This is a genomic window from Legionella cherrii, from assembly GCF_900635815.1.
Lineage (GTDB): Bacteria > Pseudomonadota > Gammaproteobacteria > Legionellales > Legionellaceae > Legionella > Legionella cherrii.
Genome location: NZ_LR134173.1, coordinates 1401271 through 1425774, shown reverse-complemented (window position 1 = coordinate 1425774; position 24504 = coordinate 1401271). Strand labels below are relative to the sequence as shown.

The following is a 24504-nucleotide window of genomic DNA, read 5'->3' as shown; positions in this document are numbered from 1 at the left end:
CTGCCCTCCTTTAGATAGGGAATTGTTCCCCTTAGTCCTCAACAAAATACGATCATTCGGGGTTAAAGTTTTGCCAATTAGAATCTATAATTTCTAAATAGACTGGAATTTAATTAATGGACTATTAATGATAGCTCTTATAAAAAAATTACGTTTTCTTTTTTTATTCTTTGTTATTTTGATTTTTTGTATGTTCAGAGCTATTGATGCACAAACTGGCCTTTGGCCAATTGCAGATTTGTTTTTAATTACCCTTATTATCATGAGCTTAATAGTAATCGCCGAGCATAAGCAAAAATTTCTTCGCGGTCTATTCGTTTTAGGAGTGTTCGAAATAGTTCTGATTGCAATTAACATATGGATAATAAGTTTTCCCGAACATATTCTAAAATTACTTTTCGGAATGCTTTTTTTCCTATTAATGACTGCTACTTGTATAAGGCTGACATTGCAAGATAAAACGATTAGCATCACAACCTTATTTGGTTCCCTCTCTGCTTATCTTTTTATTGGATTAACCTTTGCCTATTTATACTTGCTTATTTATGAACTGGTTCCTCAATCGATATCAGGTTTGGAGCCTTATGCTGAGACCAGAGCAATTTACTATTCTTTCATCACCTTAACTACTGTGGGATTTGGCGATGTAGTAGCTACTGGCCCTGTTATGCAATGCTTGTCCTGGATGGAAGCCTTCTGTGGTCAAGCCTATTTAGCTATTTTTATTTCACAGCTTGTAGGAAGATATATTGCTGAGTGTAAATAATGTAAAATATCTACTTCGGGCGATCGTCGTATTTGAAACATCGTACGACACAGTAAGCCATTTGCAGCAAAACCCATCGGAAAAATTTATAATAAAATCAATTGGTTAAAAATTAAGTTGGGGGATCATTATCCGTTGGTCCTAGGTTCAAGTCATTGTGGGCCCACCAATAAAATCAAGTAGTTACGGTAGTTTTTGGAAAGTTAGAAAAAGTCATCTAGACCTAATGTAGACCCAAAATTTGGCTCTCTCCCATTTAAGGGGGCAGCTATAATCACCCGCAGAGCACCTAAGCACGTACTCAATAATTTAAATGGACTACTCTTTACACTTTCAAGCATAACTACTCAGGAAAATTTAAGCTTACATCACTTTTAATCATCGCTTGAATTTCAGAAAACGTTATAGGTTTAGAAAAATAGTATCCTTGGATTTCATCACAACCAGCACTTATTAAAAATTTGACTTGATCAGCTGTTTCCACCCCTTCCGCAATAGACCGCAAGCCTAAGCTATGAGAAACTGAAATCATCGCATTGATTATTTTAATACTATTATTATCTCCAGGCACACCGTCAATAAATGATTTATCAATTTTGATAGCATCTGGCGCAAAATCTTTTAAATAGGCAAAAGAACTATACCCTGTTCCAAAATCATCAAGTGAAAGGCTAATCCCCATTTTTTTTAATTCCAAAATAACATGTGTTGCCTGCATTCTATTAGTCATCAATAAGGTTTCGGTAACTTCCATCTCAAGATATTTATAATTCACCCCAGATTTTGCTATCAATTGCTTTAATCTTTCTAATAAGTTGTAGGAAGTAGTGAATTGACGGGCTGATAAATTAATAGAAGTTTGTATCGGATTCTCACTTCGTGCTATATCATTAATCGCAGTAGCCAATACCCAATCATTTATTTCTATAATCAAATCTGATTCTTCACAAATAGGAATAAAATAACCTGGTAAACGAATAGTACCTTTGGGATCATGCCAACGAATTAGTGCCTCAGTACCGATAATTTTTCCTGTTTTTAGAGATACCTTGGGCTGATAATAAAGCTCGAATTCATTATTCTTAAGAGCCTTATGCATTGTATTTTCAATTTCAATTTGAGTTGATGTTTTTTTTATCGTGTCTTCTGTTGCAAATTTAAACTGATTGCTCCCTTCTTTTGAAGAGTCAATAAGAGCCAAAATAGCACTTCTCAATAGTTGAGAAGGGATTGTACCATTTTGTGGATATCGGCTAATTCCCACACTAGCTGTTAAGAAAATTTCGTGTTTATTTTTTTTGATTGGTTTTTTTACTATTTCTAACAATTTATTCACAAAATCAATAATGCTGTTTTGATCATTAAATTCATGCGATACAAAAGCATATATTCCAGGTTCAGTGAGAGCAACCATATCGATATTGGATAATGAAGTGCTATAAGACGATGTAAATTCAGTAATTTTTTTACTCACATCATGCAGTATTTTATTCCCAACATCATAGCCCAATGCGTAATTAATGAGATTAAAATTATTGATTCGCAACTTGATAACAACAATAGATTTTACATTCTCCTTAATCAGCTCGCTTATTTTATGCAGAAATGAAGCTTGATTGTATAGACCTGTTAATACATCATAATCAGAATAAAATTTGACCTGATCAATCAGTAGCTTATTTTGAAGGTACTCGCCAAACTCTATAGCAAATTCCGATAATATTTTATAACCATCATTATCCAGATTTAATATTTGTCGATTATAAAAACACATCACCCCAATTTTACTATTGGATGCCACTATAGGTATTCCAACAACTTCTTTCAGGTTTATGGAAGCTCCTAAATAAATCTGTTTAAGATGCGAAGATTGAGTACTGTATTGGATAATATTATTTTGTAAGCACATGACTTGAAAAATATTTTCTGTTTTTTTGGAGAGCGCTAATGTTTTTTTGTTATAAAACTTAACCTTCAAATCATCCCGAGCCCAATTAACCAAATAACCTAAAGTACTCTCTTTTTCATCAAATATCCAAAGCTCAGCAATATCATAACCTATAGCCAAGCATATCGATTGTAGTGTTTTTTTTGCAAAGAGTTTCATGTTGTATGTTTGACTTAAATGTTTATTTAATTCTGAGCTCAGACGTTCTTGCAAGGCTATATAATATTGTGCTGTCATATCACTGGTAACGCCGAGGATTGCGATTAGCTTTCCCTGCTCATCTTTTGAAGAAAAGAGTAGATTTGATAGAAATGCAATGAACCCATCTGCCCGCAAAATTTTAATATCGACTGTGATGATAGGAGTACCTTGTTTCACTTGATTAATAGCAGCCATTAACTTTGGCTTATCTTCAGGAATAACTAAACTCAACCAGTTATCGGAATCTTTATTTAATAATTCAACTGGTCGTCCAAATATTTTTTCAGCAGAAGGACTAATATAAGTTAATCTATTTGTATTGACTGACATACGCCATAAAACTTGCTGAGTATTTTCTGTAAATTCTAAAAATAATTGTTCAATATTAGGAATTTTAGATTGAATTGTTCTTGATTTTTTTTTAGAGCGCATCATATAAAAAATAACAATGCAAATAACACCAACAGTTAAAATGACACTGATGATGGTATTTATTGTTGAAGTAAAAATAAGCCTTTCCATAATTTCCTATTATGCTAACGCTTTCTGTTAGAAAACCTATTTAATAGATTCTAGTTCTAAGAACCAATTATTACTCTTTAAAGTGTAGAACAGATCGCTTTGATTACAATTTATCCAATATGAAAAACGCATATAAGATTTTTCCTAGTCTATACTGAATAGAGCTGGATGTTATGTACCGTAACAGGCAACCGAAGATAATTATCTAAGTAAGGGTAAAAAAAGGTTCATTGCTATGGCAAAAGGAAAGAAAACTAAGACGCCTTCATCTGAGCAGTTAATCAAATGTTTAACAGGAATCGAAGGTTTTGATGAAATTACACTTGGAGGTCTTCCCCGAAACAGATCTACTTTAATAATTGGCCAAGCAGGAAGCGGTAAAACGCTCTTTGGTATGCAATTTTTAATCAACGGCGTAAAAAACAAGGAGCCCGGTTTATTTGTTTCATTTGAAGAATCAGAACAGGATCTGATTACAAATTGCAATTCATTGGGATTCAATTTAAATGAAAAAATTAAAACAGAGCAACTGGTTTTGCAACACATTCACGTAGATCGCGCTGAATTTGATGAGTCAGGCACCTACAATCTGGAAGGGCTGTTCATTCGAATAGGTTATCTAATCGATAAGTATAAAATAAAGCGAGTTGTTATTGATATAATTGAAGTATTATTTAATCATCTAGATAACACCAGCATTATTCGCTCAGAATTACAACGTCTTTTTCGTTGGTTAAGCACCAAAAATGTGACCTCAATCATTACGGGTGAGAAAGGACAAAACACAATATCCCGTTATGGCCTGGAGGAGTATGTTGCTGATTGTGTTATTTTTCTTGATAACAGGATAAGTAATGAATTAGCCACCCGTTTTTTACGTATCATCAAATATCGTGGGTCATCCCATGGCTCTAATGAATTTCCTTTTATCATTGATTATCAAGGGATTACCCTCTCGCCAATCACCTCAATTACCCTCGATTTTATTGTTCCCAAAAATTTTGTTTCAACTGGAATTAAAACATTGGATGACGTGCTAAGTGGCAAGGGTTATTATGTGGGCGGAAGTGTATTGATTAACGGAACTGCAGGAACTGGCAAAACCACTCTTGCCTCAATATTCGTAGACAGTCAATGCAAATTAGGTAAAAAGTGTATTTACTTTGCTTTTGAGGAATCTTCTGACCAGATAATACGTAATATGAAATCAATTAATATTAATCTGGAGCAATGGAAGAACAATGGTACATTATTGTTTCATTCTATAAGACCTAGCGTTTATGGTTTAGAATCTCATTTAATTAAAATGACGCAACTGATCCAGCAATTTAAACCTGAAAATGTTGTCATCGATCCTATATCCAACTTAAACCTTATAGGCTCTCAATATAGCGTTAAATTAATGTTAGCGCGCTTAATCAATTTTCTTAAGCTGAATCAAATCACAACCATTATGACCAGTTTATTGCATGAAACTACTGGGCAAGAACAAATAGGTGTCTCTTCAATAATGGACACTTGGATTTTATTAAATAATATTGAAATTGATCTAGAGCAAAACACATTACTTATTGTTAAAAAATCACGTGGTATGGCCCATTCTCATCTAATGCGCGAAATGCGTATAAGTAGCAAAGGAGTTACACTCAATGAAGTGTACATGGGTGCTGGAAAAATTTTAGTCGGCTCTGCTCGTGTTGTTCAAGCGATGCAAGAGGAAATAGAAGATATTGTCAAAAAGCAAGAATTTAACCAACAAATGCATCAGCTTAAAGCCGAAAAAAATAAAGTTGAATCAGATATCAACGCATTAAACGAACAGCTTAATAACATTAATGACAATATGAAAATGTTATATGCCAACCAGGAACGAATTAAACAAATAACAGATGAAGGTCTTAAAAAAGTTCGCGACACTAGAATTTTAATACCCCATAAACCGGACAAAAAAGAGAAGTAAGATGAGTAAAAAAACAACTACTTCAGCTGCTTCAAAAAAGTCATCCAAAGGTTCTGGTAAGGAATGGCGATTTATTCTTTACATTGCAGGTCAAACCCCTCATTGTATGCTAACTTTAGCAAACTTGAAAAATTTCTGTAATCAGTATCTTCCTGAACAATATGTGATTGAAGTCATTGACTTAATGCTTGATCCTAAGCGTGCACAATCTGATGAAATTTTCGCGATTCCAACAGTTGTCAAATTACTTCCTGCCCCTAAAAGATATATTATTGGGGATTTTGCTAATCATGAATTGATGTTAATGAAACTGGGCATAAACGCAAGCATCAAAATGGAAACAAAATAAGAAACTAACAAGATAAATCAGCAAGATTGAGTCGCGACCAAACATAACTATCTGCTTTTAATCGGTATTTTTAGCAAGCGTAGTATTATTAGACGAAGTCGTAATGCGGGTTTCTCGCTGGTGTGGAGCATACCATTGTTTTACTGGGTGATGGATTCTTGCCTATTAATAAAAATGTGGGGGAAGCCGAGATTGTTCCCTCATTACGACTTCGTCTAATACGGGCTATACTAGTTAACTATTCTTTAACTGATTTAATTTTTACCAAAGCAAAATTCAAGGCCTGACCCTCTATGTTCGTGCGAAAAAATCGTGTCTTTTGATATGATTGTGTTCAGGACTTGACCTATTGATGCGCTAGCCAACATCAGTGAATAGTTGTTCACAAATTTCGTTTGTATATAGCAGGTATTTCTGGTGGACAAGTTTCATTAAAATCCTCTAATAAAGTATTGAACTGTTCATGATCAACTAGGCTTGTTTTCAATAGTTTTTCAATAATTGGGCGTGCGCCCTCACCATAATGATTTATGATCTCTTTCTTATGTTGTTGGATTAACTCGTTTTTCATAGAATTTAATTGATGTACATTGTGGGTTTGCCGTTTTACCCCACTTCGCTCATCGATGAAGGTTTGTTCAATTGATCTTAGAGCAATAATAGACGGATTATCTTTTTGATTATTCATGTCTTTTAAAATTCGTTTCATTATGATGCAAAAATTTTTCATATTTCCCATACTCAATTCATAGGTTTGAGCATCCGCAAAAGTATCCATGGCATCACGTTCAGATACGTTTAAACTTCCTCCTGCCGAAACAATAATTTGCTCAATAATTTCTGGTGGCAATGGTGATTGTTGAAGTAAAGTACTGGCAGCTTGATGCAACTTTCTTTCAGGAAGATATTGAACCAAATGGAGTTGTCTGTATAGTTCTACTACTAAGGGATCCCTGCTTTTGGACTTTTTGAAAGCTTCGTTCAATTGGTCGGAATATTTTTTGTATAACTGTAGAATTTTATCTGGTGTTAAGGTATCTAAAGAAACATCGAGTGTTTTTCTCAGTTTTACGATATCGGGAGGTGTTGTTTGGCTGAAAAAGCCTCTTTCTTTGTTATCCCATTCCTTATTGTTGAGCCTCACTTTAGCGTTAGCCAACAGTGTCAGTTTCATTACAAGACCGAATCCTTTGCCTTCTTCTAACTCAGTCAGACAAATTCCCTGAGTTGTTAACATATCTCTGTATTTAGTATTCGTCAGTAACAAGACTGTTTGTTCGAATAAAGCACTCATCCCGACATCATTTTCGGTATTGACTTTAGCAAAAAAAATATCGTTTTCTTTACAATAATTTTGAACTAAGTTCCAGTTAGCTGACGCCTGGGGAGTTTTACCTTCCTTCGCAACAATAATGCGAACGACTTTATTGTTTAAATATCGCTCAAGCTCCTGCATCCAGTGCTTTAAATCCTCTATTGAATTGTAATTATCCAAATCACAAACTATCATGCAGAGCTGCTTGTTCCTGTACTTATTGGTATAAATCTCTTTGGGTTTTCCAACAAAATTGAATCGAAATTTCTTAAGGTTTAAGGCGGAGTCCTCACTGATTTGATTTAATCTCGCGATTAAGGCACTTAGTTCAACATCGCTATTACCCTGAATGAAGATATTAAAATTACGAATAGGGGCTAACTCTTCTTTCTTTTGCATTTGTCATACCTCCAAAACCCATTTATACATAATTATAGTCTGTATTCTTGTTGTGTTATGAGGTTGTTATCACCGCAAGGCTACGCTGGCTCACTAATTAAGTCAGCGACATCTTTTAGCTGCGGATGTAATCCTATAAATCGATAATGATATGAAAATGTCCTTCCTTGAAAATAGATATTATAAAACTCTATTCATTTACCAACTACCACAGCAAGTTTACAGTGGATAAGCCCTCGCCCGCGCGAAGAATTTGATTGAAATTAAGCTTTTAAATAGCGGGAGATTGGGCTTGGTGTTTTAATAAACATCAAAATGAATTACAATTAGGTCCGCTATTTATGGATAAACTTAATCTCAATTTACTTCGCGCACTGCATGCGTTATTAACCTGTCGTCATCTAACTCTTGCCAGTAAAAAAATGGGTATAAGCCAGTCCTCAATGAGTGTTTATTTGAAGCAACTGCGTGAGCAGTTCCATGATGATTTACTGGTTCGCGGCCAAGGCAACATCATGCAATTGACTCCCTTAGCGCACTCGTTAATCGGCAAAACCCGACAAGCACTCTCACTGATTGAAACACTATTTAACACTACCGAACTCTTTAATCCCTTAATTTCAGAACGAAGCTTCTCAATTGGTATGACTGATTTGATGTCTATTTTATTGACTCCAAGCTTGATACAACGATTGGAGCAAGAAGCTCCCGGAGTAAAATTGAATATCAAACATCCGAGTTATTTAAATACCGTGGAAGTGTTTGAGTCGGGTGATATTGATTTAATGATTGGTATGTTTGAAGGAGTTCCAGAAAACTTAAAGCAACAAAAATTGTTTCAGGATGAAGCCGTCATCGTTGGGGGCAGAAACCATCCGGGAATCAAAAAAGGCAAAATTTGCATGGAAGAGCTATTTAAGTACCCATTAATTCAATTTTCATTACGAGAAACTCCTTTTTACAATTATTTCGATCGCTATTTACGTCGGCTAGGACATGATAAACGGGTTTCTATTACCTTAGGACAGGGGATCATGCCTTTACTTGTTTTAAATGACTCGCTTTATCTGACCTTAAGTATTCGCCAGGTAGCTGAAAAGCTGGCTCAGTTGATACCATTAAGTATTGCTTCAGTACCCTTTGAGGTTGACCGTTTTAATTGCTATCAATATTGGCACCAAAAAGATGATGTTGATCCTGGGCATCGTTGGTTACGGGAAATGGTTCACCGTATAGCCAAGCACATGTGATTGCCAGAATTAATGATCGTACTCACCTTATGCTGCAGGCACATTCAACCCACTTCAAAATTGTGGGGAACTTCTCTGGAGAAAGATAAAAATGTGAACTGCAAGTATTTATATCGCTGTTTTTGTTTGAACGTTAACTATTATTCACTACATTACTCTGTTATTTTATTCAAAAGATTAATTTGTATGTTTTTACAGGATGTTAATTTGAGAAGCGTTATTTTTTTAGAAGTGTTCTTTTATCTCATTTTGGCTACAACAACTACACCCTCAGTCTGGGCAAAAGATAGAACAATACCCGATCAAACCCTATCAAAATGTGACCCTTATAATAACTATGCGTGTTTGGATAGCTATTTAGGGGAAGTTTTTTTTACACGTTTTATTCGTTATTATGAGTTGGAAATGGGACATGCAACAACACCATCTGATCCTCATGCCCCCTCCTCTCATAGAGTAGGTTGGCCAGCAACCCCAGAGTCCACACCACCAATGCCTTTTACAGAATGGCCTTATGGTGCTACCACGGCTTTAGGCGTAAGCCTACCTAATGCCGTTGATAGTCCATTTATGGTTGGCATTGCTAATACCTCGACTGGAAAATGGTTACAAAAAAACCACATTCAAGCATACGGTTGGGTCAATGGCGGAGGCAATATTAGTACCAATACAGTAAAGCCAGGTGGTAATGCACCTATGGCCTATATGTACACGCCTAATACGGTACAGCTGGATCAAGCAGTGCTTTATATTGAGCGTGTTCCCGATACGGTTCAAACAAGCCATATTGATTGGGGTTTTAGGCTATCGGGAATTTATGGGGAAAACTACCGCTATACCACGGCATACGGAATTGCCAGTTATCAGCTTTTAAATAACAACTCGGTTTATGGCTATGACTTTCCTATGGTTTATGGTGAGTTATATATCCCTAATGTAGCTCAAGGATTACTGTTTCGAGTTGGACGTTATATCTCAATCCCTGATATTGAAGCGCAACTTGCACCAAATAATTACATGTACTCACACTCCATGACTTACACTTTTGATAACTATACCAACGAAGGGCTTGTTGCGAGTTTAGCGGTAGCCAAAAATGTCATCTTCCAGTTAGGTCTAGTCGGAGGAACTGATACCGCGATTTGGAATATAGGGAAGAAAGTAAAGAATCCTGCTCCCAATCCTTTATATCCAGATTCAACTTTTCTCAAAGATCCAGGAGCTAGAGTATCAGCCGTTGCCTGTGCTCGCATTACCTGGAATGATGGCAAAGATACGTTCTATCCTTGTATGGATGGTATTAATAATGGCGTATGGGGTTACAATAATCTACAGTGGTATGGATTCACTTTTTATCATAAATTCAATGATCGTTGGCATATTGCCTATGAGCTTTACACACTCCATCAACATAAGGTGGCTAACATCAACAATCCTATTGCAGCTGCCGCCATTGCCGTTGGAGGAACCCCTTTTTCGCCAGAGTATATTCCTTTTAACGCACCCAATGCAGCACAATGTAATAACACTAATGCGCTTACTTGTACGGCTTCAGTATTGGCTACCGTAGCCTACATTAATTATCAATTCTCCCCTCTCGATAATATTTCATTGAGACCTGAATTTTATGACGACAAACAGGGACAACGTACCGGTGTAAAAACTCGTTATCTTAACTTTGGACTTGGTTGGCAACATTGGCTATCACCACAAATCGAACTGCGTCCAGAAATTGATTACGATTATGCACTGGATAGGAATGCATTTAATGGCAATGTGAATGCAGGGATTCCTCCAAGCAAACGTTATACTGTTTTAGGTGCAATGGATATTATTGCTCATTTCTGATGCCTAAGTTTTTGTCATATTCCCGATAAGGGATTAGAGAAGAGGGATACAAATGTACATCAGCTCGATTAATCTCTGATGCAGCAACCCCAAATAATGCAATTGGAGTACTCACCCATTTGGGAACATGCTTGCACTTGAAGCGAGTTAAAAGCAAACGAAGACTGGGCTTTTCAGCCCAGACTACGCTTGCTACAATTTCAGTGAAGTGATTACGGGCAAGGAGCCATTATAATGTATCAGAATATTATGCTAGCACTTGATGGGAGCAAGGTATCTGACTCCTTAGTAGACGAAGTAATTAAACTCACTAAAGACCAGAGCCCTAAGCTGCGGATTATCCATGTTATTGATGAAAGCGGTATTCGTTATGGTGGACCTTCTTTTGACTATCTTTCAATTATTGCTGCTTGGAAGAAAGATGGGGAAAAGATATTAGCTAATGCTGCAAAAAAAATAGCGAAGCAATCATCTATCAAACCTGAAACATTCATTTTGGAATTAAAGCCATTTCAGGGAAGAGTAGCTGAGGTAATTGTTGACGCAGCAAAAGAATGGCCTGCTGATTTATTAATGATCGGCACGCATGGCCGGCGTGGCTTTAGTCGTCTCTTTCTGGGTAGCGTGGCGGAGAATGTTGTTCGAATTGCCACAACACCAGTACTTCTTGTGCGCAGCCCTGATGCTTAAGCAAAATCATAAGAATAGATACTCCTATGTATCGTTCACCATCCATTTTGCTTCGTATGTAACCAGAGCCCCAATCAGGGAAAGTGAGGCGAGGACAGCGCTGGCTCAGCAATGACACGGGTGCCCCACGAGTCGCTTTTGTCCCTGCTTTTTGTCTTTTCCGGCTCTATAGCTTTGTACCAGTTTATGATACGTTACAATACCCATTCACTCATTAGTTCTATGAGAGTTTAACTCATGAATACAAGTTTGCATGTTGTTTGTCCTCATTGTAATACAATTAACCGAGTACCTTCCTCGCGTTTGAGTCAACATCCAAATTGTGGAAAGTGCCAACAGTCGCTTTTTAATGGTAAACCGATAAGTTTGCAACAGGATCAATTTGATCGCCATATCGAACGGAATGATATCCCTGTGCTGATTGATTTTTGGGCTCAATGGTGTGGCCCATGCAAAATGATGGCACCACAATTCGAATCTGCAGCACGCCTTCTGGAACCCAGGGTAAGGCTCGCCAAAGTTGATACTGAAGCACAACCCTATCTAGCCTCACGCTTTACGATTCAGAGTATCCCCATGCTCGTTCTTTTCCGTCACGGCAAAGAAATTGCGAGAAATGCCGGTGTCATAAGTTCACAAGATTTAGTAAAGTGGGTAAACAAACACCTGGATTGAGTATGAGGTCTAAAATCATCATATAATGGATCATGCTCATGGAACATGAGCTTATCCAAATACGCAGTGCAAATAAAGGGAGAGTTAGTATGAAATTTTTAGCAAAAGTTGTCTTCTTTTTTACTTCAATTTACCTTTTCAGCATATCAACATCCTATGCCATGCAATTTAATATCCATGGTAAGCAGGCAAAAAAACTCTACAATGAACTCACAGGTTCTAAGGTGCAAGAAGAAGGGGCTGCAGGGCATTTATATCGTAAGGGAAAAAGCATTCTTTGTCGTTATACCAATGTCGATATGACTAGGAATGGAAAAGAAGTTCCTAAAAAATCAGCATATCGTTATGCTTGCTCCATCCATTTTGACCACAATGGATTCGCTTCTCCTGGACAAAATCCCCAATAAATTGGAACAAACTAGCATATCCCGGAGGCGAGTACAGCTCTAATCCGGGCTTTTGGGCTTCAAAGATCAGGGATCTCGCTGCACTTCATTCGGGCTACGCTTGCTGTATTAACTTGTTTTATGAATCATTAGATAATATTTGATATACGTTTTTTATTTTGGATAATTTGTACAATTTCATCCGCTATTTCGTATATTGTGACATACGATGAATCAAAAACAGCATCGAACTGTTCTTTTGATATTTTATCTAATGCTTCATAAGTCTCGATTACAAATTGTTTGCAGATTTCTGAACGTGATCGAGCGCGGTTGAGGTTTTCATTTCTTTTCTCATTACGCGCTAAAAGAATTTGAAGCGGTGGAAAAAGGAGAAAAAAAAGCTCACCATCCTTTTTCTCTCGCCAAGGAATCTGCGAATCAACTATAACTGTTTTTTCAATATCCTTGACTATTTCATCCACAGTAAGGTCTGCCATCTCTTCTGGACATATTTTTTGCTCTATAAGGTCGTCACGATCAATGTACTCACATTCATCGCCAAATATGTTTTTTAATTCTATGCTAAGGGTTGATTTTCCACTACAAGAGGGTCCAAATATATAAATTCTGGTCATAATAATTACTACAACTGTTTAATATTAATTCTAACCTTAGTTTAGATTCGACAGCAAGCGCAGCCCGGATGCAGGTGCAGCCGTAATCCGGGATATTGGGCTTCAAAGATCACGGAATCTCGTTTCACTTCATCCGTACTACGCTTGCTTGTGCAGCTTCATTATGTAAAAAAATCGGATTTTCTTAACATGTCCATTTAATCCACATCAGGGAAATGACTCGATTCACCACTCTGCGCATCTCGTTTTTTTTGCAACGAGCCCTATCCATGCTTAATTTTTATATTAATCACGCCGTCGCCAATTACCCCCAAACGCTAATGCTTAAGGTGTTTTTATTATTTATTATGTGATCGGATATTGATTTATAGCCATTATTACTGGTTTATACCATACTGAATATAAGCAGCCCCTACAAATGGTTATGGGTATGCAAAAAATTATTGACAGGAGTCAGCAAATGAAATGGCTACGTTGGTGTGTACTTGTTGTTTTTTGTTTCTCATCCATGGCTTTCGCAGTGAATGATCAGGAGCTATCTCCTAAGCTTATCTTGAATCAAATTAAAATGATAAAAAAGGGAGAGTGGTTGGGTGATGATTTATATTTTGATATCAGTGTATTACGAGCCAAACAGCCAATGAAATATATTCGCATCCCAGAGTTTCCACTTCATTTGCCACCATCAAAAATCAATACTCTTAAGTCAACTCCTCTATGGTCTGAACCCATCAAAAACGAAGAAAAAGTTATTTTGATTGTATCTCTGATGGATCAAGACTCAAAACCTTTAAATCCAGATGATATTATTGGATCAATTCGTATTGAATTAAAAAATGAAAAAGGAATTTTACATTCGCAATGGAGTGTACCTAATCAAAAATCAGCACCAGCGACTTGGGATATCAACACAACTCAAAAATTCTTACTCTCCAATACCCATGGTCAATACGAACTGTATTTATCCATTGTCATGTAGTGAACCATCCCACCGACTATGCTGGTTACTATAAATTACCAACTTAGTCGGTATGATGGTTCATTACATTAGAACCACAAAGCCTCTGTAATTAGTTTTGCGACGGAATCTGTTGTATAGGATAATATTCCTGATTATTTACTTTTTGTATACTATCTTCCACAATAGCATCTAATTTTTTAGCTAATTCTAAATATTCGCCAGCGAGTTTTTCCATTTCTAAATAAGTTTTCTCAGCCGGTTTTAAAGAATCATTGTAGATGTCTTTGAGTGATCTATTTTTCACACCCAATTCGGTAGACAATTGTCTAAATTGCTCATTCGCTTTAGCAAACAGTTTCTCAAGCTTAATCACTTGAACGTCAAGATTATAAGTAGTACTTGACTTTGCGGCGGCAATTATTTGTTGCACATTCTCGTGCAATGGATCATATCGATCATCTGCCTGGGGATGATTTTTTCTTTTTAGCTCCATGATAATATCATGATTTTTTTTAAACATGTCTTCTAACTCTTTAAGCATCCCAAGGCATGAATTAACGTTTGTAATTAACGGTGATTCGAGTTGCTCTTTATCCTCCTTATCTGGAAAATAGGTTGAATGAAATTCTTCTTTATCTATTACATGAGCCATGGTTTCTTTTAATTTTGAAAGTAAACCTTGAGTTTGTACTACTTGCGTAGATAACTTATCTAACATAGGGGGTACAGTTTCTAAATAATATTTAATCGCTTTTTCTTTTTGGATTTGTTGTAGCTGCACCCGCTGATATTCAGTTTGGGAAAACAGTCCCGGCCTTTGTTCTTTTTTCTCAATGGATTCTTCTTGTTTTTTTTCTTGTTTCTTGTCGTTTGGAAATTGACTCCATTGAACAATTAATTTATCTAAATACTCATCAGTTAAAACTACCTCCTCGAATCCACAATCAAAATTCATCTGAATCGCTAATAAATGATGCAGAATACCGCATAGTTCCTCTTTATCTTTTAAATTGTTTTCGTCTAATTTCGTTTCTTTAAGAGTAATACGAAAATCATTAATAAGTTTTATTAAATGATCTACTGCCTTAACGTCAGTCATATCGGTTCTACCAACTAAATTTCGGCAAATCATTGTCTTGATTTCGATTGAAGCCTCTGATGAGTTAAGTAACGATTCCAGTTCTTTTTTATTCATTAACTCAATTAAGGGTTGGTACACTTTTAAAATCATTAACCTTTTTTCTTTAATGTCCGCTTGATACCACAATGCATCCGCTTGTATCGCTAAATTTTGCAGTATCTTTTGTCTTTCTTCATTGGTTAGCTGCAACCCATCCAAAAGATTGCATTTCATTCCCAGAGATATATTTTTGGCGTTAAAAAACATATTAGCCAATGATGCTGATTGAGAACTTTTAATCTGATTTACCACCTCTTGGCATAATTGTTCCAGTTTGGCTGATTCGTTTAGAAAGTCAAAGCTAACTTGTCCAAATTTATCTTTATAAATTTCTTTCATTTTCTCTAAAAAAACATCATGGAAAATACTCGCTGCTTCCAAAATTTTAATGCATTCAACTGTATTCTGGTTTTTTTCTCTGCTGGCCAGCAAATTCATCGTTGCCAACATCGGAGAGACGATGTATGCCAAATGCATACTGACATTGCCACCAGAAAAATAAAATTTATTAAACGCAAAAACCGCTTTGGCAAAAAATTGTTTTGCTGTATCGTAATCCTCGTCAGTCACATTTTCTTGAGTCAGCAAATAATAGGCAATTTCGAGATTACCATATGCAGAGAGAAGTTTTTTTTCTTCATCACTATTTTCCATATAAAATCGTGGGTGCTGAGACGAAATAGAAAAATGACCATTAAAAATAGTTTGAAACCCACTGAGATTGTATTCTTTTAAAAAAATTTTTCGATACTCCCCCATTTCGACCTCATCGTCCCAATCTGCATAGGGCATTGCCAGTTTGGGTGTGATGATTTGCTTAACCATTAATCCTAAGCGGCCTATATCGGCAATTTCTAGTTCAAAATTGTCTTCACCTGGGCACTGGATAGCGAGTACATAGCGAGCTGGTTTACTGACATCAGTACCTAAAATTTTTTCGATCCGTATGTTGGTAGCTTTCTTAATAATTTTTTCTAGTTCATGTAAACTTTTTTCATCTAATAGTTTAATTCCCGCCTCATTCAAAGAGCTGATTAACGTAAGCGGCTCAAGCTTAGAACTATTTTTAAGTACAATAAGCTTATGAAAATTTCCAAGCAGCATCGCTTTAAACAAAAAGTTTGCTCTTAAAATTGGGTCGTCCATGCTATCAAATTCCATCCCAACATCTGCTAATAATTTGTTTGGGTCTACTGTAACTTTTCGCATGGTAATTGCTGCTTGAGCCGAAGAAACATACCCTGACATTAAATTTACTGTATTTTTAATAAGGTCAACTTCAAAGAATTGATTGGCTGGTGATGATTCTGCTTGTTTCGATTTCCTTACTTCTTGTTTAATATACATGATTCATACCTGTTTTTATAAATAATGAAATAATTGTAGCATATTTGGTCAAAATGAAGGCAATAAACAAGGCCTTAGGCGCCGTCTTTTAATTAAGTCGCCCAGAATGAATTAGTCTTGGTTTAACGTAGGCTGGGCTGAAAAGCCCAGCGATGATTTCTATTCTCTAATAGATTTCTCTTGAACATTACCAATTGGATGAGTTGAAGATGCTGGGCTTTTCGACCCAGCCTACATTTACTTACACCATCCTTTATTGGTGTTGGCTCACCTTGGCAGGCGCCTCACGAAGCAAACTCAGATGTTCCTGAAAAGTCTGATTTACGAACTCTTGGATGTGATTTCACGTGCCAGAGTGGCAGCATCATAAAAAATGGAATCAGGCAGCAAATAAATAATGTAAGGAAGAAATTATCCCAGCCGTAGTTTTTAATAATTGCACCCAAAGGAGCACCAGCCAGGACAGCACCTAAACAATAGGCAAAAAATCCCGCAAAGCCGGTTGAAGTTGCCGCTGCTTTTTTATGGGTTAACTCCGCACAGGCCATACCAATCATCATTTGGGGACCAAAGATAAAAAAACCAAAGAAAAAGAGAAATAATGAGTCGAGAAATGGGGTATATGCCTTGGTCAATGAAAATAACAACAAAGTGACAAATACCCCTGCAGTAAAGAGAATATTAATCGGGTTGCGTTTACCTTGATATACTTTATCAGAAAGCCAGCCGGCAACCAGATTTCCGAAAAAGCCACCAACCTCAAACCAGATGATACAACTACCTGCTGTGATTAAGGAATAGTCCTTCACTTCCGTTAAATACAACATGCTCCAGTCATTCAGTGCCGTGCGAACAATATAAATAAACAAATAAGAAATGGACAATATCCAAATATAAGGATTACTTAACACATAATTCCAAAGAATTTCTTTGACTGAAAGTTCTGTTTTTTCTGGGTGGTGGCTTGATGAACCAGAAAAATCTTCTCGATATTCCTCTATCGCAGGTAAACCAAGCGATTGCGGGGTATCCCTTAAACGATTGATTAAAAAAATACCGCCTAAAATGCAGATGATTCCAGGCACATACATGGCTGAACGCCAGCCGAAATACTGCGCACATACAGCAACAATCAATGGAATTAATGCACCACCAACGTTATGTGATGTATTCCAAATACTCCACCAACGGCCACGTTCGGATTGAGAATACCAATGGGTCAATAATTTAGTACATCCTGGCCATCCCCAGCCTTGAAACCAACCATTCAATCCCCAAAAAATAGCAAATAACCACCAGGTAGAAGACAATCCAAACAAGATATTACAAATACCTGTCAAAATGAGTCCAATCGCCATTAAATAACGAGGGTTTGACTTATCACCGAGAATTCCACTCAAAAATTTGCTGATGCCATAACTTAAACTCAAAATACTTGCAATCATTCCCAGTTCTGTTTTGGACATCCCCAAAGTACTTTGTAATGCAGGCATCGCGAAGGTAAAACTTTTGCGCGTAAAATAAAACAAAGCATACCCTATATACATTGCATAAAAAGTACGAATACGCCAATACCGATACTGCTGTTTGACAATGGTTTTATCTTGAATTTCATGAAGATAAGGTGCAGGTTTTAGAAATTTCAAAAAGCCCATGATTGTCCATATCATGATAAAAAATACGATTAGAATGTAACTTGGACACTATGTCAAATCCTTTCTAACGAAAATGATAAAGGTTCGTACCTATTGATAATTAATTTTTTAAAAATTTAATGGAATTCTTGTGAAATTATAAATAAGCTACGCAACCTGTATTAAAAAAGGATTTGTCGAAATGAATGAAATAATTGATATATTAGAACAAGATCAAATCGATTCTACTCTTTATAAACCAGAAGTCATCATGGTTTTAAAAAGAAAATTTCGTACTCAAAAAGATTGGATTATTGCCTCGTTCAACCAATATCAATTTAACACCAAAGAATCAGCTAAAGTTCAACAAGCCATTCTAAATGGTGATCTTCGCATAACAGATATTCTAATACGTCCTTTTTCCCACTATTTTTGGAGTTTCCTGACCTTTAAGTGGGGAGAGATACTTTCGGGTGGAAAAAGATTATCCAAACAAGAGGTCTTACAAATTGCTACCTGCTCTTGGAATGGCCAAGAATTTACAAGAACCCCCGAGCAAAATAAAAATAGGTTGATAAAAGGTGTGCCCTTAGTCATTGGTAAGGTTGTTACCTCCATGGCGCTGTGTATGGTATTTTGCCTGGGATTATTAAGTACTTTAGGAGCTCCCTTTGGCTTTAGCCTCGGCTTAGCGATAGTACTTTCCTTATGTAACGGAATAGTATGTTTATTAAGTCGTGGGCAAGCGATGCTGGATAGTGCTGGCTTTCAACCGAGCAAACAGAAAACATTCAAGACCCCTGAAGAAAATGCACAGGAAAAAACAATACTCGACAGAGGTCAGAAATTATTGTTTGGTATGGTGACCTTGTTGGCCTGCATTTCTGCCGGTATTACTGGATATGCTGGTCTCGTAGGACTTCTCACTTTTTTGGGGGCAGGTCTGCTCATCTCTAACCCTCTAGTTATGGCAGTTACAATCGGATTATCGGTGATCGCTGCGATTTCTTTTTATTCGTTTCAAGCGGTAGGCATACGTGAAAATTATACCAAATTTAAAAATCTTTTTATTGAAGATTATAAAAAACCCTATGGTCTTCTGCGATGTGTCTTATTAGGACTCGTCAGTACGATCTTTTTAGCTGTTTATGCAACGTTAACCTGGTTTACTACTGTATCAGGGGTTAATAAGTTTTTTAACGCTATAGGTGCCACTCCCGATACGCTTTTAGCATATGTCATTGCGATGATATGTACTTCGACAACCATGTTTGTTAATACTTTTTCACAAGTATATAAAGTCTTTAACCCGAAAACCTATGTCGATCTCAAAGAAAAATTTGAATCAATTTATCAACCACCAGAAGAAGACCAAACAGACGCACAAAAGTTAAAGCAGGGATTCCTCAATATGCTCAAGTTATGTGCATTGATAGGCGATTCTCTTGCTTATTCAGTTGCTGGTGGCATCCGAAGCGGAATTCATGTTGGCGAAACCCTTGGAGAAGCAATGGGGGCAAAATTTGCATTAACCGTTACCATGGCAATATTGTCTCCAGTCATTTTAGTATTCGTATCGATAGCTTTTACTTGGCCTACCGTTTTTAATAGAAAAAAATCAACTCAAGATTCTTCGCTGATGGAGAAGCCATCCATAGAGAAAATGGGTCAAAGCGATACTTCAGAAGCACCTCAATATAAAGCTCTATTACCAACATCAGAAAAATCTCCCAAAACTAATCATCCTAAAATCAGACAAGGTGGGCCAAGATTTTTTGATGAGCGGTTGAGTGAAGGGGCCAATGATGACCCGACTTTAGAGAGCAGAAGAGTTTTGACCCCCTCCTATTAATAAATAATGAGGTTTTTTAAACGACGAGGTACGTATCGATTGATTAAAATCTGGAGACATATAAAATCAATCGATACTTATTAAACAATCAGTTTTGCAACTAGGATTCGATACGCCACGCCTATTTTAAGAATTTGAATCCTTCACCAGGAGTCATATAATTAAAAGAATACTACCTACTCACTTTTACAAATGATTACTCTCATCACTGGTGCTTCACGAGGAATTGGTCAAGCGTTAGCTTTTGAGTTTGCACGCCACGGTCACGATTTAATTTTAACCGCACGGAATCAGCGTTTATTGGAAGAACTCGCTGTGCAAATCAAGGAAAAGTATTCAGTCAAAGTAAGTGTCATTGCATTGGATCTAAGTAGCCCCGGAGCAGCTGCTGATTTATTCAAGCAAGTCGAGGCCCTCAACATAGAAATTGATTGTTTAGTGAATAATGCAGGCATAGGTTACCTTGGTCACTTCGTCTCTATGGATGCAGAGTATTTAAATTCGTTGATACAACTCAATATGACGACATTGACGATGCTTACTTATTATTTTGCTAAAAAATTTGTACACAAAGGCCAGGGCAAAATACTCCAAGTTGCTTCTACTGCGGGCTTTCAACCAGGTCCCTTTATGGCAGCATATTACGCCTCCAAAAGTTATGTTGTCTCTTTTTCGGAAGCACTGGCTTATGAATTAAAAGGAACAGGAGTTACCCTTTCCATTCTCTGCCCAGGTCCTACTCAGTCCGATTTTTTTAAAGAAGCGGGAATGGAAAATAGCTTTTTAGCTAGAGGTTTTATTGGGATAAAATCTACAGAACAAATCGCTACAACTGCCTATCGAGGCTTCAAGAAAAACAAACTGTTTATTATTCCCGGGATTGTAAATAAAATGCTCGCTTGTTCTGCTAAATTTACTCCTGATGCACTAAGTATCAGAATTACCGCTTTCCTTCACAGACACAATCAGCAAGAGTAGCGAAAGTATAATAAATCTTAAAAATCGAACTCAAAGTAAACAGGATGATTACCTTAACAAATTAGAACAAATGAACGATAATTTGCCTTCGAATTTTAGCAAGAACAATCCCAGACCAACGTTACAATTGGAATATGATGTCATCCTTTCTCCCTGATCCAGGTGATCTCATTGGCCAAATAGTGACTCATTGCAGCACTCCCCCCCTTCTTCTATGGATCATGATGAGATGCAAAAAATATCGGGATAACAATGGAATGCTGTCTTAAAATTGAGACCAAGTATTTATTTAAACTCAGTAGGCCGGAAGCAGATATTTTAAAAAAATTTCAAGTCGCGGCACGTAGGCAGTGAGGATAAATTGTCAACATGACCTAATTTTGAAGATTATCTTTTTCTTGTTCAAGCCACTCCAAAAAAGCTTCGCGATCTGCTTGAGACAAATTAAAAAATTTATTTTTTATTGATTCAATAGGTTGTTGTTGTTTTCTGGGAACTTTGATCCAAGCCTCGTTTATCTTCATTTTTCCTTGTATCACCTGTTCATAGGCAAGAGGATCTTTCTTTTTTAACTTCATAAGTTGCCCATCAATAGATCTCGAATGTGAGGGTAAATAGGTAATATTGTTTTCCTGATGCAGATTAGGATTAGTATTATCCTGCTCCCTAAGATCATGATTCAAATCTTTAATAGAGATTTTATTTTCCTTCGCATAAACCCTGACACTGTTATCTACCACATTAAGAACATCACCCCAGTGAGCTACATGCTGCGTATTTACATCCATAGCCGACCGCAATAACCACAACATTTCATTGTTAGTAATACCCAGGCCATCGGATGATTTTTCAAGGGCATATTCGCCAAAATTTTTATAGGGATTATTTCTTTTTTTCCAAACTTCCCGTTCAATAATCTGCGATATGACTGAGGGAAGACTCTGAAAGATAAGTTGTTTAAATTCATCGATATACTGATTTGCTTGAGCATGCAGTGCTTCATCAGAGAGAGTTGGCCTCTCTTCATTGGGTATTTTATTTATTATTTCTTCTGATTGCATTATAAATCCACTTATTAATCAATTTCTGTTCTGAATTTTAAAACTACGAAATGGTTATCTTAAGCTGATAAGCTTATTGAACTCAATATAACAATATCGTTGGATGCAGGATGATTTAGACGAGCACGCAGTACCCCTTAATACCCTCTTAATATTGTTCATTTATAATACACTCTGTGCTTTTTAAAACTTACGGTGTGTATTATGCATGAGAAAATTGAACTTGAGGTTGATCAAACCTCTTCAAAGGTAGTGATTAATTATCACAAGCATCCCGAAGTTGGTGGTACCGGACACGTTTCAATAGAGGCCACTCATGAGGGTAAAAAACACGTAATTAGTGTTTATCCAAGTCAGGAGTTATCTCCATTTACGCCTCTTGTTATTAGCTCGATGTACATTTTTCCTACAAAAGCAGTAAATCATAGTTCCCCTCTACTTCAGACAGTCCTGTACATGCATCTTATGACATTACTGACCAGATACAAGATATGGGTGCAGTTATTGAAAAGATAGACGAATTAAACGAATTAATGAATTCAGGCCGTGCCAGCTTTAGCTTAGCTCCAGTTCTGTAACAAAAGCTGCAACAGCAGTTTTGAACATTAATTCTTCCACCTCAAGTATGATGCTGGGATTGAAGATGCTCGATAGAGAGATCATTGATTCTGAAATTGCCCAAGTTGACGTAATTAATTGTGCGGAAGCAGTGAGTAGAATCCTGGAAGCAGGTGGTATAAAAAGACCTGAAGGCATAATGTCCTTTCCCGCACCATCACGCATCAATAGTCATTTTGCTGCTCAGTTTAACAAAACAGAAGATGCAGTTGCAGCTACAGAGCAAAGTAAACCGAGTTCAACTGAGGAAGCACCTGGCTTGCTTCGAAGCATGTTCAATTCTGTAAGAGATTTTTTTACCTGGCAAGAAACTTCGGAAGAAACTCCCTCCAACACGAAACCAAGCCAGCAAAGCTCCAGTAGCTACGATTATGATTGGCCTACTTACGATAGCCGTTCTGTAGAGAAGCCTGAACAAGTAGATGCGCCGGTAGAAATACCCTCACCAGCAGCAGAGCCAACATCTAGAAGTGACGATCCCCCCTCTTCAAGACCGTCAGAATGTTCTGAATCATTTTTTAGCAGTGAGCCCATTGCCAAACAAAGGGACGATGAATCGGATCTAGATTACTGCTCAAGATATGATTCCATGGTCAACTAACAGGACGTGTAACCTAATTAAACCTACTTCTCTTTTAACGGGTAGTAGGTTTCTGTATTGCGTATATCTTTCATTGTACTCAAGGAAGCTTACCCAAATTACTGCAAGCAACAACCTTGCAACCAGCTCCATTGTTCCATATAATCACCTGAGCAATTTTTAACAAAGATGTTCTTCGCATCAACAGCATCGGTTTGGTTTGCTGTTAAATAACCAATAAAGGGAGGAGTCCTTTATGTTAGCTAAAAAGGAAAGCATTAGTATAGAACCAGTCCCATTTGAAGACGATTCAGTCACCATCTATGTTTGGTCAAGCGGATTTAATAGCCTTGGTCATGTCGCAATGAAATTTAGCGATGATCAGTATTGGAGTATTTGGCCCAAATCAACCCCTGCTGGAGGTCTTACGTCAATATGGCCATTAAGAGCCACTTTAGCGACAAAATTAGCAGATGATTGCATGCAAGAAGCGATTAGGCCAAGGGAAGATTTCGCAAATCTCATGCAGCCTGATGAAATTTTACCATTAGAACCCGATAAAGTATTTGTAGTACATGGCGTCGACAAGCAAAAAATGATCAATGAGTTCACTCGGATAAAAGAAGGATTGGATACGGGAGAGGTGTGCTACCAACTTCTCCCCGGAGTAAAAGCATCTGGCTTTGTTCACCGCCTTCTCTCAGGGACTCCCAAGAACACTGAAGTATATAACTGCGTTACCCTTACAGGGCATTTATTGGAGGTTGGAGGCAAGTCTTTCGCTAACGACCCTTGGGCAACTCCCTCTAATTTTGCAGAGCAACTAGGCAATCTAGAGCAAGTAAAACTTATTACTCCTCCTGCAACGGACACTGAAATGCCAAGTTCGAGTAGACAACAAGATGCTCCTGATGCTGAATCAGCATCTACCTCTATGAGTAAGAGGCTGACCAGCCGTTGGTTTAGCGATGATTATTTTGATGAAGATACCAATGGTCAAGAGACAACCGATACACGTTCCGCAGCGCAAGAATTTATATCCAGGAGGGAAGATACTCCCAGTCCAAGAGTCTCAGAAACTTTATGTTCTTTTTTTGCCAATGAACATGCTTCTCGGTCCTTTTTGCAACAAAGGGATGAAGAATCTGACTCAAGATATATACAAAGAATGGATTACATGCTCAATTAGAAATCCATGACGGGCCTCTAAAGATGACCGCATTGAGCTCCTCAAAATGATTGGATTGATTGGAGCGGTTTAATCTCATGTGGAGCAGAGATTGCTGCCCTTTTCTGGAATACAATGGTACTATGATGTCAACTATAGAACAACATGAACTAAAAGA

General features: G+C 37.1%; 20 protein-coding genes. 14 read left to right on the top strand and 6 right to left on the bottom strand.

Features of this window, described 5'->3' with window-relative positions:
• Positions 1–127: 127 nt before the first annotated feature.
• Positions 128–766: an ion channel gene (locus EL022_RS06145; RefSeq protein WP_028381236.1), complete on the top strand. Its 639-nt coding sequence runs from the start codon at positions 128–130 to the stop codon at positions 764–766.
• Positions 767–1109: 343 nt separating this feature from the next.
• Here the strand turns inward: EL022_RS06145 and EL022_RS06140 are convergent, their stop codons facing one another.
• Positions 1110–3437 (bottom strand): EAL domain-containing protein, encoded by a 2328-nt coding sequence (locus EL022_RS06140; protein ID WP_028381237.1) that lies wholly within the window; start codon positions 3435–3437, stop codon positions 1110–1112.
• A gap of 235 nt (positions 3438–3672) precedes the next feature.
• Between EL022_RS06140 and kaiC the strand changes: the two genes are divergently transcribed.
• A complete protein-coding gene (gene kaiC / locus EL022_RS06135; protein WP_035900861.1) occupies positions 3673–5397 on the top strand; it encodes a circadian clock protein KaiC in 1725 nt (574 codons plus the stop codon).
• A gap of 1 nt (position 5398) precedes the next feature.
• Positions 5399–5746, top strand: coding sequence for a circadian clock KaiB family protein (locus EL022_RS06130; protein ID WP_028381238.1), 348 nt, complete (start codon positions 5399–5401; stop codon positions 5744–5746).
• 382 nt (positions 5747–6128) lie between these two features.
• Here EL022_RS06130 and EL022_RS06125 read toward each other — a convergent pair whose 3' ends face one another.
• Entirely contained in the window at positions 6129–7460 is a 1332-nt protein-coding gene (locus EL022_RS06125; protein ID WP_028381239.1) for a P-loop NTPase family protein, read from the bottom strand.
• A 341-nt stretch (positions 7461–7801) separates the two neighbouring features.
• Here EL022_RS06125 and EL022_RS06120 point away from each other — a divergent pair, with 341 nt between their 5' ends.
• From EL022_RS06120 to EL022_RS06100, 5 genes are all read left to right on the top strand, one after another.
• The gene (locus EL022_RS06120) at positions 7802–8710 is read left to right on the top strand and encodes a LysR family transcriptional regulator (RefSeq protein ID WP_028381240.1); all 909 of its coding nucleotides are present in this window, start codon (positions 7802–7804) and stop codon (positions 8708–8710) included.
• 207 nt (positions 8711–8917) lie between these two features.
• Positions 8918–10558 (top strand): outer membrane beta-barrel protein, encoded by a 1641-nt coding sequence (locus EL022_RS06115; protein WP_197718072.1) that lies wholly within the window; start codon positions 8918–8920, stop codon positions 10556–10558.
• A 234-nt stretch (positions 10559–10792) separates the two neighbouring features.
• Positions 10793–11248, top strand: a complete 456-nt coding sequence (locus EL022_RS06110) for a universal stress protein (protein WP_028381242.1) — start codon at positions 10793–10795, stop codon at positions 11246–11248.
• Positions 11249–11485: 237 nt separating this feature from the next.
• A complete protein-coding gene (trxC, locus tag EL022_RS06105) occupies positions 11486–11923 on the top strand; it encodes a thioredoxin TrxC (protein ID WP_028381243.1) in 438 nt (145 codons plus the stop codon).
• 89 nt (positions 11924–12012) lie between these two features.
• The gene (locus EL022_RS06100; RefSeq protein ID WP_028381244.1) at positions 12013–12330 is read left to right on the top strand and encodes a hypothetical protein; all 318 of its coding nucleotides are present in this window, start codon (positions 12013–12015) and stop codon (positions 12328–12330) included.
• A gap of 128 nt (positions 12331–12458) precedes the next feature.
• On the opposite strand, the gene EL022_RS06095 is transcribed toward EL022_RS06100, so the two are convergent.
• The gene (locus tag EL022_RS06095; protein ID WP_051544458.1) at positions 12459–12947 is read right to left on the bottom strand and encodes a DEAD/DEAH box helicase family protein; all 489 of its coding nucleotides are present in this window, start codon (positions 12945–12947) and stop codon (positions 12459–12461) included.
• Between the two features lie 460 nt (positions 12948–13407).
• On the opposite strand from EL022_RS06095, the gene EL022_RS06090 reads away from it, so the two are divergent.
• Complete coding sequence (locus EL022_RS06090; RefSeq protein WP_028381245.1) at positions 13408–13926, top strand: hypothetical protein; 519 nt, start codon at positions 13408–13410, stop codon at positions 13924–13926.
• A gap of 91 nt (positions 13927–14017) precedes the next feature.
• Here the strand turns inward: EL022_RS06090 and EL022_RS06085 are convergent, their stop codons facing one another.
• Together EL022_RS06085 and pgtP are read right to left on the bottom strand one after the other, a co-directional pair.
• The gene (locus tag EL022_RS06085; RefSeq protein WP_028381246.1) at positions 14018–16435 is read right to left on the bottom strand and encodes a hypothetical protein; all 2418 of its coding nucleotides are present in this window, start codon (positions 16433–16435) and stop codon (positions 14018–14020) included.
• Positions 16436–16719: 284 nt separating this feature from the next.
• The gene (pgtP, locus tag EL022_RS06080; protein ID WP_028381247.1) at positions 16720–18090 is read right to left on the bottom strand and encodes an MFS transporter; all 1371 of its coding nucleotides are present in this window, start codon (positions 18088–18090) and stop codon (positions 16720–16722) included.
• Between the two features lie 181 nt (positions 18091–18271).
• On the opposite strand from pgtP, the gene EL022_RS06075 reads away from it, so the two are divergent.
• On the top strand, positions 18272–19921 hold the full coding sequence (locus EL022_RS06075) for a hypothetical protein (protein WP_028381248.1): 1650 nt from the start codon (positions 18272–18274) through the stop codon (positions 19919–19921).
• Positions 19922–20113: 192 nt separating this feature from the next.
• Positions 20114–20899, top strand: coding sequence for an SDR family NAD(P)-dependent oxidoreductase (locus EL022_RS06070; protein WP_028381249.1), 786 nt, complete (start codon positions 20114–20116; stop codon positions 20897–20899).
• A gap of 374 nt (positions 20900–21273) precedes the next feature.
• Here the strand turns inward: EL022_RS06070 and EL022_RS06065 are convergent, their stop codons facing one another.
• Complete coding sequence (locus EL022_RS06065) at positions 21274–21960, bottom strand: hypothetical protein (protein ID WP_028381250.1); 687 nt, start codon at positions 21958–21960, stop codon at positions 21274–21276.
• Between the two features lie 204 nt (positions 21961–22164).
• Between EL022_RS06065 and EL022_RS06060 the strand changes: the two genes are divergently transcribed.
• The 3 genes from EL022_RS06060 (at position 22165) to EL022_RS06050 (ending at position 24347) form a co-directional block, all read left to right on the top strand.
• Complete coding sequence (locus tag EL022_RS06060; RefSeq protein WP_126325124.1) at positions 22165–22476, top strand: hypothetical protein; 312 nt, start codon at positions 22165–22167, stop codon at positions 22474–22476.
• Between the two features lie 127 nt (positions 22477–22603).
• Positions 22604–23179 carry a hypothetical protein gene (locus EL022_RS06055; RefSeq protein ID WP_126325122.1) on the top strand — a complete coding sequence of 192 codons (576 nt, stop codon included), beginning with the start codon at positions 22604–22606 and terminating at the stop codon, positions 23177–23179.
• A gap of 235 nt (positions 23180–23414) precedes the next feature.
• The gene (locus EL022_RS06050) at positions 23415–24347 is read left to right on the top strand and encodes a hypothetical protein (protein ID WP_028381252.1); all 933 of its coding nucleotides are present in this window, start codon (positions 23415–23417) and stop codon (positions 24345–24347) included.
• Positions 24348–24504: the final 157 nt, after the last annotated feature.